15 protein-coding genes are annotated in these 12,936 nt (G+C 70.6%); 1 reads left to right on the top strand and 14 read right to left on the bottom strand.

Going from position 1 to position 12,936, the window contains the following annotated elements:
* Positions 1–137: 137 nt before the first annotated feature.
* Positions 138–788 carry a hypothetical protein gene (locus B2W79_RS13730; protein WP_071329507.1) on the top strand — a complete coding sequence of 217 codons (651 nt, stop codon included), beginning with the start codon at positions 138–140 and terminating at the stop codon, positions 786–788.
* Here the strand turns inward: B2W79_RS13730 and B2W79_RS13735 are convergent.
* The 14 genes from B2W79_RS13735 to B2W79_RS13800 all read right to left on the bottom strand — a co-directional run bounded on the left by B2W79_RS13735 (position 785) and on the right by B2W79_RS13800 (position 12,756).
* The gene (locus tag B2W79_RS13735) at positions 785–1,726 is read right to left on the bottom strand and encodes a quinone oxidoreductase family protein (protein ID WP_292790263.1); all 942 of its coding nucleotides are present in this window, start codon (positions 1,724–1,726) and stop codon (positions 785–787) included. The genes B2W79_RS13730 and B2W79_RS13735 overlap by 4 nt on opposite strands.
* A gap of 17 nt (positions 1,727–1,743) precedes the next feature.
* Positions 1,744–2,220: a hypothetical protein gene (locus B2W79_RS13740; protein ID WP_292790265.1), complete on the bottom strand. Its 477-nt coding sequence runs from the start codon at positions 2,218–2,220 to the stop codon at positions 1,744–1,746.
* On the bottom strand, positions 2,217–3,197 hold the full coding sequence (locus B2W79_RS13745) for a hypothetical protein (protein WP_292790267.1): 981 nt from the start codon (positions 3,195–3,197) through the stop codon (positions 2,217–2,219). Before B2W79_RS13745 ends, B2W79_RS13740 begins: the two co-directional genes overlap by 4 nt.
* Positions 3,197–3,718: an RNA polymerase sigma factor gene (locus tag B2W79_RS13750; protein ID WP_292790269.1), complete on the bottom strand. Its 522-nt coding sequence runs from the start codon at positions 3,716–3,718 to the stop codon at positions 3,197–3,199. The genes B2W79_RS13745 and B2W79_RS13750 overlap by 1 nt, the downstream gene beginning before the upstream one ends.
* A 54-nt stretch (positions 3,719–3,772) precedes the next feature.
* Positions 3,773–4,669, bottom strand: coding sequence for a GTPase Era (era, locus tag B2W79_RS13755; protein WP_071329511.1), 897 nt, complete (start codon positions 4,667–4,669; stop codon positions 3,773–3,775).
* Positions 4,662–5,954 (bottom strand): hemolysin family protein, encoded by a 1,293-nt coding sequence (locus B2W79_RS13760; RefSeq protein ID WP_071329512.1) that lies wholly within the window; start codon positions 5,952–5,954, stop codon positions 4,662–4,664. Before B2W79_RS13760 ends, era begins: the two co-directional genes overlap by 8 nt.
* The gene (ybeY, locus tag B2W79_RS13765) at positions 5,951–6,412 is read right to left on the bottom strand and encodes an rRNA maturation RNase YbeY (protein ID WP_025103688.1); all 462 of its coding nucleotides are present in this window, start codon (positions 6,410–6,412) and stop codon (positions 5,951–5,953) included. Before ybeY ends, B2W79_RS13760 begins: the two co-directional genes overlap by 4 nt.
* Positions 6,409–7,434, bottom strand: coding sequence for a PhoH family protein (locus B2W79_RS13770; protein WP_292790315.1), 1,026 nt, complete (start codon positions 7,432–7,434; stop codon positions 6,409–6,411). The genes ybeY and B2W79_RS13770 overlap by 4 nt, the downstream gene beginning before the upstream one ends.
* 46 nt (positions 7,435–7,480) lie before the next feature.
* Entirely contained in the window at positions 7,481–7,828 is a 348-nt protein-coding gene (locus B2W79_RS13775) for an HIT domain-containing protein (RefSeq protein ID WP_071329514.1), read from the bottom strand.
* A gap of 38 nt (positions 7,829–7,866) precedes the next feature.
* Complete coding sequence (locus tag B2W79_RS13780; RefSeq protein WP_292790276.1) at positions 7,867–8,595, bottom strand: 16S rRNA (uracil(1498)-N(3))-methyltransferase; 729 nt, start codon at positions 8,593–8,595, stop codon at positions 7,867–7,869.
* A 2-nt stretch (positions 8,596–8,597) separates the two neighbouring features.
* Entirely contained in the window at positions 8,598–9,710 is a 1,113-nt protein-coding gene (dnaJ, locus tag B2W79_RS13785; RefSeq protein ID WP_060922189.1) for a molecular chaperone DnaJ, read from the bottom strand.
* Positions 9,711–9,746: 36 nt separating this feature from the next.
* Entirely contained in the window at positions 9,747–10,778 is a 1,032-nt protein-coding gene (hrcA, locus tag B2W79_RS13790; RefSeq protein WP_292790279.1) for a heat-inducible transcriptional repressor HrcA, read from the bottom strand.
* Positions 10,779–10,885: 107 nt separating this feature from the next.
* Positions 10,886–12,103, bottom strand: coding sequence for a radical SAM family heme chaperone HemW (gene hemW, locus B2W79_RS13795; RefSeq protein WP_071329517.1), 1,218 nt, complete (start codon positions 12,101–12,103; stop codon positions 10,886–10,888).
* The gene (locus B2W79_RS13800; protein ID WP_292790282.1) at positions 12,103–12,756 is read right to left on the bottom strand and encodes a DUF1990 family protein; all 654 of its coding nucleotides are present in this window, start codon (positions 12,754–12,756) and stop codon (positions 12,103–12,105) included. Before B2W79_RS13800 ends, hemW begins: the two co-directional genes overlap by 1 nt.
* Positions 12,757–12,936 lie beyond the last annotated feature (180 nt).

Consider the following 12,936-nt stretch of genomic DNA (forward strand, 5'->3'; position numbering starts at 1 on the left):
AGGAAGGCCCTAGTGTCAGGACTCGTCGCGGCAGCTAAGAAGAAGCAGACCGCCGAAAGGCATGTGGTCATGCTAGCAGGGAAGCCGCAGCCGTTTCGACGTCTGAGACGATGCGTGCCCGCGCGACACTGGTCGGTATGAGCATCCTCCGCGACCGCCCTGTCACCGCCGTCGGCGTCGCGACGGCAGTGCTGGTGCTGCTGGCTGGCTGTGCCACTGCGCCGGGAGCGTCCGCTCCGCCGACAAGCACGACCGTCCCCTCGGACATGCTCCTGGAGGAGGCGGAACCCGCACCACCGAAGGGGCGCGTCGTCGCCACAGGAACCGTGCTCGACGAGTCCGGGGACGTGCGGCTGTGTCTCGACGCGATCCGCGAGTCGTATCCGCCGCAGTGCGACGGCGTCCCGCTCGACGACTGGAGCTGGGATGGCCTGGACGGCCGCGAGGCGTCCGGCGAGACGCGGTGGGGGGCCTACGCGGTGACCGGCACCTGGGACGGCGAGCGATTCACGGTGACCGATCCCCCGTCGCTCCTCGCCCTCTACGATCCGATGGTTCCGGAGGATCCGACGGCCGGCGTCGACGGCACGAGCTCGGCGGACGAGCTGAATCGGGTGCAGAACGACATCGCCGGACGCCTCGGCGCGGACGCGCTCGCCCTGTCGACGGACCGCGGCTACGTGTGGCTCCAGGTCGTCTGGGACGACGGGACGCTGCAGGACGCGGTCGATGCCGAGTACGGCGAGGACGTGGTCGTCGTCACGTCTGCGCTCCGCGAGATCGACTAGGCGTCGGTGACCAGGGCGAGCTTGCCGCCCGGGTGACCGGTGGCGAGGAGCCGATGGGCCTCGGGCGCCTCGGCGAGCGGGAACGTGCGTGCGAGCGGCACCACCAGGTCACCGTTCTGCGCCAGGGCGATGAGCTCGCTGCGCACCTCGTCGCGGAACCGGGCGCTGTCGGGCATCGACCCCGCGATCGCGAGGAACCCGTCGGCCGACGCTCGCGCGAAGTTCGCGATCGTGACGATCCGGCGGCGATCGGACACCAGGGCGACGGACACGTCGACGGCCTCGTCCGTGCCCACCGCGTCCAGAGCCGCCGCGATCGGCCCGTCGGCCAGCGCGCGCACCCGATCAGCGAGTCCGGAGCCGTAGGCCACCGGGATCCCACCGAAACGGCGGACCTCGCCGAAGCGTTTGGGGCTGGCGGTGCCGATGACCCGGACCTCCCGGAGCCGCGCCTGCTGAAGCACGCTGACACCCACCGCGCCGGACGCCCCATGCAGCAGGACCGTCTCCCCCGGCGTCGCCCCGGTGACGGCGAGCATCTCCGCGGCCGTCGTGCCGACGAGCAGGAGGTTGGCCGCTTCCGGGTGGGTGAGCGTGGACGGCTTCGCGAACACCTTCGCCGCGGGCACCGTGACCTCGGTCGCGTAACCGCCCCGCACGCGGAACGCCACGACCTCATCGCCGACCTCGGCCTCACCGGAACCGATGCGGGTCGCGGGGCCGATCGCCGCGAGCTCACCCGAGACCTCGTAGCCGATGGGCACCGGGAACTCGATCCCCGGCCGGGCGGCGGCGACATGCTTCGCGTCGGCCGGATTCACCCCCGCGGCCCGGACCCGGATCGTGACCTCGCCCTCGCGCGGCGCCGCGGGCTCATACTCCTCGAACTCCCACGAATCGGGAGATCCCGCCGCCTCCGCCACCCAGTGCCTCGCCATGGTCAGCCGTCCTGCCGTCAGAGGAAGCAGCGGATGTTGGTCGCCGAGCCGGAGACGTTGCTCCACGCATTGGCGGAGACCGTCGCCAGGACTGTGCTCCCGTTCCGGACCTGCATGTAACCGGAGGTGCGGGCGTTCGCCGCCGACTTCGTCGCGAAGGAGGACGGGATCGCGATGGTCGTACAGCTTCCCCAGCTCAGCATGGCGCCGACGCGATTGAGCTCCCGGTACGCGCAGATGCGACCGGTCGCACAGTTCCCGACCGCTCGCGCCATCGTGCGGACGGTCGCCATGTTCGAGGTGTACTCCATGTCGAGCTTCGGCCATACGGCGCTGCCGGCGTCGATCACCACGCCACCGGGCACCTCGTCGAGGATGCGCACCATCAGCGGGTCGAGCGGCGGCTCCTCAGCCGTGGCCGCGACGACAGGGCCGCCTGCTCCGGTCAGGACCAGGGCCAGTCCGACCACGACGGCGATGCGCTGCCGCGTCATCGCAGCATCTCCTCGTCGATGTCCCACATCCGGTAGTCGACGATCGCCCCCGCGGGGAACACCCCGTCGTCCTTGAGCACAGTCCGTTCGAGACCCACGATGCGGCCGGTGTCGAGCGATACGAGCACGTCGTCACGGACGACGCCGTCGGCAGAGACCACACGGATACCGGAGACCGGGCGGCCGAGACGATCGTTCGTCGTCCCCAGAGCCTCCGCGCCCCCGGATTCCTCGATCAAGGCCAGCAGCTCGGCGTGCTGCGCGTTCGTGAGCGTCCACTGCCCGAAGACGGAGGTGATCGCCGTCACCACCTCGAACGCGGTCGGCTGCTCAGGCATGTCGAAGGCGACCAGCAATGCCCGGACGTCCTCAGCGGAATCGCCCGGGACAGCGACGACGGGAGTGACGAACTCACCCGGAGCGAGGACGACACGGGATGCCACCTCGCCCGTGCTCTTCACCTCGGCCTGCCCGTTCGCCACCGCATCCGTCGGCGCGTACGGCTCACCGTTGATGGCGACGGCCTCTCCCGAGAGGTCCTCCTCCCAGGTGAAGGTCGCGAACTGCGGCACGACCTCGGCCCGTTCGGTGTCGACCTCGACGTTGTACGACCAGAAGGCCGTGCGTGTCGAGCGCTCCGGTTCCGCTGGTGGACTGAAGACCGCGAGATCCGCCTCCGCCGCGGCCACCGTGTCACCCAGCGAACCGGCATCCTCGAACACGAGCGGAGACGGCGCTCCCGCCACGGCGGCTCCCTGCGGGAGGAGGACACCGATCGCCACAGCGGCGGACGCGGCGACAGCCGTCAGCCCTGCCGCCCAGCCGATCGTCCGTGCTCGCCGGCGTCGCGGGGCACCCGCGGACCGGATGATGCGGTCGCGCGCGGCGATGGCGCGCGCGTCCGGAGGAGCATCTCGCGGGGTGCGCGCGGGATCGGCCTCCACGAGCACACGCTCAAGCAGGGCATTGTCAGACATCACGCACTCCCCGTCCCCTCCAGTCCCAGCGTGGCGCGCAGCCGTTCTTCGGCCCGCGCCAGCGTCTTCCGCACCCGGGACTCGGAAGCACGCAGCAGTTCCGCAATCTCCCCCACCGCGAGTCCATCCCAGTACGTGAGCATGATGATACGCCGTTGCCCCGGCGTGAGGACACCCAAAGCTCTGAGCACCTCGCTGCGCCCGAACCCGCCAAGGCTCTCCGGGTCGCCGGAGAGCCCCGAATGCACCGCGTCGATCGCCCCGTGCACGACGGAGGAGCGACGAGCCCGCGCGCGGAGGTGACGGTCGGTCTGACGGAGCAGCCAGACCTTCCCCGGCGGACGGGTGGGGCGCAGCCGCGACCACGCGTCGAGGAAGACCTCCGACACGATCTCGCTGACCTCGTCGTCATCCGGGACGACGCCCTCGATGTGATGGCGCACCGCCGCCCAGTGCTCATCGAACACTCGTGTGAAGACCTCGTTCCGCAGCGAGCTCGGGTCTTCGCCGCGGCCGATCATGTCGGTGGGGTCGGCGGTCGGCCCGCCGCCTCCGACGTCCTGCAGTCCGGCATGTCAGAACCCGAGCCGCCCGAGCTGCTTGGGGTCGCGCTGCCACTCCTTCGCGACCTTGACGTGGAGCCCGAGGAACACGCGGGTCCCGAGAAGGTCCTCGATGCCGGCGCGGGCGCGCGCTCCCACGTCGCGGAGACGCTTGCCCTTGTGGCCGATGATGATCGCCTTCTGGCTGTCCCGCTCGACGACGATCGAGGCATGAACGTCGGTGAGGTCGCTGTCCTCGCGCGGGGCGATGTCGTCGACGACGACGGCGATCGAGTGCGGGAGCTCGTCGCGCACGCCGTCGAGGGCGGCCTCGCGGATGATCTCGGCGATGCGGTCCTCGGTCGACTCGTCCGTGGTGACGCCCTCGGGGTACAGCGCGGGCCCCTCCGGCATGAGCTGCAGGATCTCGTCCGCGAGCACCTCGAGCTGGTCGTGCGTCAGCGCCGACAGCGGGATCACCGCGGCCCAGTCCTCCCGGAGGGAGTCCACCTCCATCAGCCGCTCGGTGATCTCGTCGCGCCCCGCGGCATCGGTCTTCGTGACGATCGCGATCTTCTGCGCGCGCGGGTAGCCGTCGAGCGACGCGGCGATGCGCCGATCGCCCGGACCGACCTTCTCGGTCGCGGGCACGCAGAAGCCGATCACGTCGACGTCTCCCAGGACCTGCTCCACGAGGTCGTTCAGCCGCTCGCCCAGGAGCGTGCGCGGCTTGTGTATGCCGGGGGTGTCCACGATGACGAGCTGTCCGTCGGGGCGGTTGAGGATGCCGCGGATCGCCCGGCGGGTGGTCTGCGGCTTCTCGCTCGTGATGGCGATCTTGTCGCCCACCAGCGCATTCGTCAGGGTGGACTTTCCGACGTTCGGTCGGCCGACGAAGGTCACGAACCCGCTCCGGGTGTCCTCAGTCATCGCGTCGCTCTCCTTCTTCCTGCGCCTCGTCGGCTTCTGCCGCCCTCTCGACGAACACCGTCGCGATCCCTCGGCCGCGCCCTCGCGAGGCGCCACCCGTGAGGACCAGGCCGTCCACGACCGCGGTCGCGCCGGGCTGCGGGACCTGTCCGAGCGCCTTCCCGAGCAGCCCGCCGATCGAGTCGACGTCTTCATCCTCGAGCTCGAGGCCGAACAGATCGCCCACATCCTCCAGCGACAGCCGCGAGCTGACGCGGTAGCGTCCGGCACCGAGATCCACGAACTCCGCGGATACCTGATCGTACTCGTCCGAGATCTCCCCGACGAGCTCCTCGATCAGGTCCTCCAGCGTCACGAGCCCCGAGATGCCGCCGTGCTCGTCGATCACCAGGCACACATGCACGGCATCGCGCTTCATCTGCTGCAGCAGGGTCTCGGCGCGCATCGACTCGGGGACGAACGTGGCCGGTCGTGCGATCGGGCGGATGGACGCCGCACGCCAGGCACTGTCGTCGCGGTACGCGAACTGCACGAGATCCTTGAGGTACAGCACCCCGACGACGTCGTCGGCCTCGTCGTCGACCACGGGCATGCGGGACACGCCGCGATGCAGGAAGAGCGACATGGCCTCGTCGGTCGTCGCCTCCGCACCCACGGTGACCATCTCCGTGCGCGGCACCATCACCGCGCGGACGAACTGGTCCGTGAAGTCGAACACCGAGTGGATGAGGTCGCGGTCGTCCTCCTCGATGAGGTCGTTGGACGCGGCCTCGTCGACCATGCTCAGCAGCTGATCCTCGCTGGAGAATGAGCTGCGTCCGGTACCCGGCGTCACCCGGTTTCCGAGGACGACGAGTCCCTGGGCGATCGGCCCGAGGATGATGCGCAGCCCGCGGACGACGTTCGCGCTGCCCCGGATCATGCTCTCGGCATGCTGATGCCCGAACGTGCGCGGACTCGCCCCGACGAGGACGAAGGTGATGCCGGTCATCAGGATGGCCGCGGCGAGCATGGCCCACCAGATGCTCTCGAACATGATCGTGAACGCGACCGTCACCAGCACGGCGGCCGTCACCTCCGCGAGGACGCGGATGAAGGCGACGGCGTTGACGTGCGCGTCGAGATCGGCGGCGATCCGTTCCAGCGCCTTCGCGCGGCGGCCCTCCGTGGCCATGTCGGCCAGACCGGCGCGGGAGGTGACGCTGTACGCCGCGTCGATCGCGGCCATGAGGCCACCGAACGCCACCAGCAGGACGGCGGCGACGAGCAGCAGCAGCTCCGTCATCGCCGACGACGCTCGGACGCGGCGAAGCCCTGGATGAGCTGCTTCTGCAGCCCGAACATCTCCCGCTCCTCGTCCGGCTCGGCGTGGTCGAACCCGAGCAGGTGCAGCAGTCCGTGCGTCGTGAGCAGGATGAGCTCGTCCATGAGGGTGTGGCCGGCGGCCTGGGCCTGTGTCTCCGCGACCTGCGGGCAGAGGACGATGTCGCCGAGCAGCCCTGGGGGCGTCGGCCGGTCCTCGGTGCCGGGGCGGAGCTCGTCCATGGGGAAGCTCAGGACGTCGGTCGGGCCCGGCTCATCCATCCACTGCACGTGCAGCGCCTCCATGGCACCCTCGTCGACGAGCACGATGGCCACCTCGGCGTCCGCGCTGACGTGCAACTGCGCAAGGTTGAAGTCGGTCAGCCGCTGCAGCACGGTCTCGTCGACGTCGATCGCCGACTCGTTGTTGATCTCGATCATGAGAGCCCTCGTTTCGGCATGCGGTCGCGTGGTCCTGGTCGCTGGGCGCCGCGGCGCTCGGCACGATTGGCGAACTCGTGCGCCTGCTCGCGCTCAGCCCGCTGCGCCACGCGCCGCTCGTCGTACTCGCTGTAGGCGTCCACGATGCGCCCCACCAGGGAGTGCCGGACCACGTCGTCACTGGTGAGACGGGAGAAGTGGATGTCGTCGATGCCGTCGAGCACCCGGGTGACCAGACGGAGGCCGGAAGCGCCCTGCGGGAGGTCGACCTGCGTGATGTCGCCGGTCACGACCATCTTCGTGCCGAACCCGAGACGCGTGAGAAACATCTTCATCTGTTCGGGCGTGGTGTTCTGGGCCTCGTCGAGCACGACGAAGGAGTCGTTGAGCGTGCGCCCGCGCATGTAGGCGAGCGGGGCGACCTCGATGGTGCCGGTCGCCATCAGGCGCGGCACGATCTCCGGATCCATCATCTCGTTCAGTGCGTCGTAGAGCGGCCGCAGGTACGGGTCGATCTTGTCGGTGAGCGTTCCGGGGAGGAACCCGAGGCGCTCCCCTGCCTCGACCGCCGGACGGGTGAGGATGATGCGGGTGACCTCCTTGCGCTGCAGCGCCTGGACGGCCTTCGCCATCGCCAGGTAGGTCTTGCCCGTTCCGGCCGGACCGATGCCGAACACGATCGTGTTCTCCTCGATCGCGTCGACGTACTCCTTCTGACCGAGGGTCTTCGGCCGGATCACCTTGCCGCGCGTGGAGAGGATCGCCTCGCCCAGCACCTCACTGGGCCGCGGGCCGCCATCCTGACGCAGCATGCGCGCCGAGCTCGACACGTCGCTCGGGGCGAGGTCGTGCCCGGCCCTCGTCATCGTGAGGAGCTCGTCGACGAGGGTCTTTGCCTTGGCGACGGCCTCGCGCTCGCCCGTGAGCGTGATCTCGTTGCCGCGGACGAGCACCTGCACGTCGCGGTGCTCGCGCTCGAGCATCCGCAGCAGCCGGTCCTGCGGACCGAGCAGCTGCACCATCGCGACGCCGTCGGCGTAGAGCCGTTCGGTGACGTTTTCCTGATCGTCAGAAGCCAACGAGCTTGTTCTCCTCGAGGTTGCCGAGCACATGGGCGTGCACGTGGAACACGGACTGCGCGACGCTCGCGCCGTTGTTGAAGATGAGGCGGTACTCGCCGTTCGCGTGCTCGTCGGCGATGCGCTTCGCCGCGGCGACCATCTCGGCCAGCAGTGCGGGATCCCCGGCCGCGAGTGCGGTGACGTCGCGGTACTCCTCGGTCTTGGGGATGACGAGCACATGGAGCGGCGCCTGCGGATCGATGTCGCGGATCGCGAAGACGCGGCCCGTGTCGAGCAGGATCTCCCCCGGGATGTCCCCGGTGAGGATGCGCGTGAAGATCGAGGGTTCGCTCATGCTCTCAGCTTACTGGGGGGACCGCGTGGCGCGGCCGGTCACCACCGGCCGAGGGCGGCCGACAGCACGGCGATCGCCGCGGGACCCGCGGTCGACGTGCGCAGCACGGTGTCGCCGAGGAGCACGCGTTCGGCGCCCGCGGCCGTGAGCTTCTCGAGCTCCTCCGGAGCGATCCCGCCTTCTGGCCCCACCACGAGCACGAGGTCGCGGTCATCGGGGACGAGCGCGGAGAGCCGGGCGGGAGCGGTCGGGTCGAGCAGCAGCACACGTTGCGTCGCTGCGCGGGCCGCGAGCTGCGCGGTCGACTCCGGGGCGGCCACCTCGGGCACCCAGGCCCGGTGCGCCTGCTTGGCTGCCTCGCGGACGATCGTCGCCCAGCGCTCGCGCCCCTTCACGGCTTTCGGTCCCTCCCAGCGGGACACGCTGCGCCCCGCCTGCCAGGGCACGATCTCGTCGACGCCGAGCTCGCACGCGGCCTGCACGGCGAGTTCGTCGCGGTCGCCCTTCGCCAGCGCCTGTACGAGCACGAGGCGCGGACTCGCGGGCTCGTGCTCGACGCGCTCGGTGATCCGGACGTCGACGCGCGACGGCGACACCTCTTCGGCGACGCCCGTCAGCCAGACGCCCCGGCCATCGCCGACGGTGAGGGCCTCACCGACGCGGAGCCGCCGGACGACGGCCGCATGCTTCGCCTCGGCCCCGGTGAGCGACACGAGACCGCCCACCGCGGCGTCGCCCGCGGATTCGACGAGGAAGTGCAGCGCCACGATCAGTGGGTGCGGAACCGGTCGCGGAGCTTGGAGAACAGGCCCTGCTGGAACTGCGCGAGCTGCGGGCCCGGCGCCTTGTTCTTCTTGGCGAAGTCCTCGATGAGCTTGCGCTGCGCGGAGTCGAGCTTGGTGGGGGTGACCACCTGCACGCCGACGCGGAGGTCGCCGCGCTGGGTGCCGCGCAGCGGCGTGATGCCCCGCCCCTTGATGGTCAGCACGTCGCCGGACTGCACGCCCGCGCGGATCTCCAGGTCGACCTCCCCGTCGAGTCCCTCGATCGAGGTCTCGGTGCCGAGGATGGCGTCGGTCATGGACACCTCGAGCGTGGCGAGCAGGTCGTCGCCGTCACGGCTGAACGCGGGGTGCGGGTTGACCGTCACCTCGACGTAGAGATCGCCGTTCGGACCGCCCGCGCGGCCGACCTCGCCGGAGCCGGGGAGCTGCAGCCGCAGGCCCGTCTCGACGCCCGCCGGGATGTCGAGGGAGACCGTGCGACGCGACCGGACCCGTCCCTGCCCGCCGCAGGTGCCGCAGGGGTACGGGATGGTCGTGCCGTAGCCCTCGCACGTGCCGCACGGCTGGGAGGTGACGACGTTGCCGAGGAGGCTCCGCACCTGACGCTGCACGTGACCGGTGCCCCCGCAGATGTCGCAGGTGACCGGCGAGGTGCCTTCCTGGCAGCAGGAGCCCTGACAGGTCTCGCAGAGCACGGCCGTGTCGACCTCGATGTCGCGGTGCGCGCCGAAGACGACGTCGCCGAGGTCGAGGGTGACCCGGACGAGCGCGTCCTGCCCGCGCTCACGCCTCGACCGCGGGCGGGCGCCGCGACCGCCACCCTGGGACGCGCCGAAGAACGTCTCGAAGATGTCGCCGAAGCCGCCGAAGCCGCCGAAGTTGTTCGCGCCGTCGCCGCCGCCCATGTCGTAGCGGCGGCGTGACTCCTCGTCGCTGAGCACGTCGTAGGCGTGCGTGACGAGCTTGAACTTCTCTGCGGCCTCCTCACCCGGGTTCACGTCCGGGTGGAGCTGCCGTGCCAGGCGCCGATACGCCTTCTTGATCTCATCGGTGGAAGCGTCCCGGGACACCCCGAGAACCTCGTAGTGGTCCGCCACAATCGCCCTTCTGCGTGTGTTTCCGTGGGGGCCGCCTCAGCGGCCGGCCTCGTCGTCGTCGAGCATTCGCGACAGGTAGCGGGCGACCGCCCGTGCCGCCGCGAGGTTGCTCGGATAGTCCATCCGGGTGGGCCCCATGACACCGACCCGCGCGGTCCCCGAGGGCGCCGCGTAGTTGCTGGCGACGATCGACGCCTCGCCGAGCCCGAAGGAGGCGTTCTCGGTGCCGATGCTCGCCGCGAGGCCGTGCTCGTCGGGCACCATCTCGCTCATCAGCCGCAGCAGCGTGACCTGTTCCTCGATGGCCTCGAGGAGGGGATGGATGCTGCCGCGGAAGTCTTGCTCGCGCCGCGCCAGAGTCGCCGCGCCCGCCATCACGAGCCGCTCCTGCCGGAAGCCGCCGAGTTCGTCCACGACGACGGCGGCGACCGTGCGGAGCACGCGGTCCTGCGGCGTCTCGTCGGCGGCCAGGAGCGGCTGCAGCCGGTCGGAGGCCGCTGCGATCGCCTGGCCGGTGATGAGGGCGGAGAGTCGCGCGCGAAGCACCGCGAGATCCGCCTCGTCGATCATGTCCGGGAGCACGGTGATCCGCTGCGACACCCCGCCGGCATCGGTCACCAGGACTGTGAGGAGCCGGTTGGGAGCGAGCGTCACGAGCTCCACGTGGGTCACGTGCGCCCGCGCGAACGACGGGTACTGGGCCAGGGCGACCTGGCCGGTGAGCTGTGTGAGCACGCGGACGGTCCGCGCCATCAGATCGTCGAGGTCCGCTGGGTCGGCGAGGAAGGACTCGATGGCGGAACGCTGCGCGGTGGAGAGCGGACGGAGCTGCGCGAGGTGATTGACGAACACCCGGTACCCCTTGTCCGTCGGCACGCGTCCGGATGAGGTGTGCGGAGCCGTGATCAGCTCCTCGTCCTCCAGTTGCGCCATGTCGTTGCGGATGGTCGCCGCCGAGACACCGAAGGAATGACGGTCGACGATGGAACGGCTGCCCACGGGCTCGTGCGTCTCGACGTAGTCCTGCACGATCGCGCGGAGGACCTGCAGCCCTCGCTCTGTGACCATGGGTTCCCCTTCCCGCCGACCGGATGCTGGCACTCTGCCACCCTGAGTGCCAATCCTACCTCCTGTGATCGGGAGATCTCCGAAGGCGGACAGCCCGGCGTCGCGGCTCAGTCCGTCAGCTCGCGCACCACGGCATCGGCGAGGAGACGGCCGCGGAGCGTGAGCTGGACGCGCCCGCGGATCGCCGCCGCCGCATCGATCAGGCCGTCGGCGATCAGCCCGGCCACCCGCCCCCTGTTCTGCTCCGGGACGTCGGTCACCGCGATCCCCTCGCGGATGCGGCTGACGAGGAGGATGCGCTCCAGGGTCCGCGCCTCCAGGTCCGGACGTTCGCGCCCGGCCGCCGGCGACGACGCGGCCGCCAGGCGCTGCGCGTAGGCGGCGGGATGCTTGACGTTCCACCACCGGAGTCCGGCGACGTGGCTGTGGGCGCCGGGACCGAAGCCCCACCAGTCGCTGCCCCGCCAGTACGCGAGGTTGTGCCGCGACCGCTGCCCCTCGCTGCGAGCCCAGTTGCTGACCTCGTACCACTCGAACCCGGCGGCGGCGAGGCGCTCGTCCGCCAGCTCGTACATGTCGGCCTGGAGGTCGTCGTCCGGGGTCGGCACCTCGCCGCGACGGATCTGACGGGCGAGCTTCGTGCCGTCCTCGACGATGAGGGCGTAGGCGGAGATGTGGTCGGACTCCAGGGCCAGGGCGGCGTCGAGCGAGGCTTCCCAGTCGGCGAGGGTCTCCCCCGGTGCGCCGTAGATGAGGTCGACGCTGACCGCGAGTCCGGCCTCCTTCGCGGCGGCGACGGCGGTGCGCACGTTCTCCGGTCGGTGCGTCCGGTCGAGCGCGGCGAGGACGTGCGGGACGGCGGACTGCATGCCGATGGACAGCCTCGTGACCCCCGCCTCGGCGAGGATGCGCGCGACCTCCGGGGTCACGGTGTCGGGGTTGGCCTCGACCGTGACCTCCGCGCCCGGTGCGAGTCCGAACGCCGCGGTGGCCGCTCCCAGCATGCGGGCGAGGTCTCCCGCGGGAAGCAGCGTGGGCGTGCCGCCGCCGAAGAACACCGTGTCCATCGGGCGCAGCGCTCCGGCCTCGTCCAGCACCGTGCGCGCGAGGGCGATCTCCCCGATGAGGGTGGACGCGTAGTCCTCCTGCTTCGCCCCGCGGAGCTCACCGGACGTGTACGTGTTGAAGTCGCAGTAGCCGCAGCGCACCCGGCAGAACGGGATGTGGAGGTAGGCGGAGAACGGCGTCTCGGCGGAGGTCGGGAGATCGGCGGGGAGTCGCCCGTCCGCGGGCGCCGGATCCCCGAGCGGAAGTGGTCCCGCCATCACACCGGGGTCGCGTAGAGCGGGGAGATCGCGCGGAGGTAGCGCGCGAAGAGCTCGCGACGGCGGCGCTTCATCAGAGCGGGGACGAGACGGTAGAGCAGCGTGTTCGGGGCGTCGAAGGCCCGGACCGTGAACCAGACCTCGTCGTTGTCCTCGCGCCAGTCCACGTCGAACGACTCCTCGCCGCTGACCACGGAGCCTCCGACCGTGCCCAGCACGAAGCCGATCCGCCGGGTCTCCTCCGTGACCGAGATCACACGCAGCTCGGAGTCGGCGCGCATGCCGCCGACTCGGCCCCGCAGGTGCAGCGTCATGCCCGCGCCCACGAAGGGCATCCCCTCGGCGTCGTAGCGCGGCTCAACATCCCGCTTGCTCGACGCGATGGGATTGCCCTCGGCGTCGAAGCTCACGCCCGCATAGGCGGGACCGGGAGCCGGACGGACGTCCTCCACGGACAGCCCGGCCGCACGCTGCGCCGTCCACGACAGCAGGGCTTCGCCGGCCGTCTGGAAACGCTCCTCGCCACTGCCGATCCGCCAGGATTCCTCCGCCGGGATGCTGCGCTCCGGCGGGTACTGCATCAGATCGGGGGCGTGGGTCGCACCCACGGCCGCATAGTCCACCGTGTCGTCTCGGAAAGTCCCGCGCCGCATGAGATCCAGCCTACTTCGGGTTCCCTGAGCGAACACCCCCTGCGCCGCGCGCCGTCACATCCCCCGGGTTCAGCGGGGTGGGCTACTTCTTGTCCTTGGTCTCGACATCGCCGGAGAGCGCGGCGATGAACGCCTCCTGCGGCACCTCGACACGGCCCACCATCTTCATGCGCTTCTTGC

Origin of the sequence: Microbacterium sp. UBA7513 (assembly GCF_002478345.1) — a bacterium.
In the GTDB taxonomy this organism is placed as follows: Bacteria; Actinomycetota; Actinomycetes; order Actinomycetales; family Microbacteriaceae; genus Microbacterium.